General features: G+C 39.4%; 1 protein-coding gene and 1 pseudogene. One reads left to right on the top strand and one right to left on the bottom strand.

All coding sequences use genetic code 11. From position 1 onward, the window contains the following. The coding region (locus tag V7147_RS23130) for a LysR family transcriptional regulator (protein WP_335370154.1) at positions 1-498 on the bottom strand (498 nt) is incomplete at its 3' end. Between the two features lie 129 nt (positions 499-627). Between V7147_RS23130 and V7147_RS23135 the strand changes: the two are divergent. Then, positions 628-1102 (top strand): annotated as a pseudogene (locus V7147_RS23135) (hypothetical protein); the annotation flags it as partial.

The following is a 1102-nucleotide window of genomic DNA, read 5'->3' on the forward strand; positions in this document are numbered from 1 at the left end:
ATAAACCGGGTCCTTTCCCAGAAATTTATATTCAAGATTTGGATTTGTATTAAAATAGGTTAGGGCCAAGTCTACTTGTCCTGTAATAGCAAGCTGTTCCAGTTCTGCAATATTTTCTTCCACAAGTGAAAGTTCCACCAGTGGATATTTCTTTTTGAATGCTTCAAGAACAGGAGGAAGAATGAAACTGCTGGTTCTGGATGATATACCAAGTGTAATTTTCCCCTTTTTATCATCTTGTAAGTCTGCAATTTCACTCTGTACAGAATCATAAATTCCCTTCACCTTCAGACATCCATCTATATAGATTTTTCCCTCATTGGTCAGGTAGACTCCTCCGCTTTCTCTGATAAATAAAGAGGCTCCAATTTCTTCTTCTAACTTTGTGATCATCTTGCTTAGTGCCGGCTGTGAGATATATAGTTTTTTGGCAGCCGCGCTAATACTTTTTTCCTGGCAAATAGTAAGAAGGTATTGTATTTCCCGATGATTAATCATTGAATCCTCCCTTTAACGTATAACTTTTTGGTTATACCTCTATATACAAAACAGCATTTTTGTTCATAGTTGTTTCAAAGTATAATTTAATTAAGTAAAAATTACAAATAAGAAAAGGATGAAACAATTATGGCATCAGTTAAAGTTTTTGTTCCATATGGTGCAGTAGGACTAGGTTGTTCCGAAGAAGCCTTCAATAGAGGCATGGCCATGAATCCGGATATCATCTGTTCTGATGCAGGTTCCACCGATTCCGGTCCATACTATCTGGGAACCGGAAAAGGGAAATATGCGAGACTGGCCATCCGCAAAGATTTAAAGCAGATGATCGAAGGTGCACATGCTCTTGGCGTTCCGATGGTGATCGGAAGTGTTGGAACTTGCGGTTCTGACCTTGGTGTGGATGAAACCACAGATATTATCCGTGAGGTTTGTGAGGAACTGGGAATCCACAAAAAAATCGCGAAAATTTATTCCCAGCAAGATCCCGAGGTGCTCAAGAAGAAATATAACGACGGAAAGGTAACAGCTCTATTAGGTGCACCGGAAATTTCTGAAAAGACCTTTGATGAATGTTCGAATATCGTTGCTCTCCTTGGCGCTG

This window comes from Bacillus sp. JJ1521 (genome assembly GCF_036965165.1).
GTDB lineage: Bacteria > Bacillota > Bacilli > Bacillales > Bacillaceae_L > Ferdinandcohnia.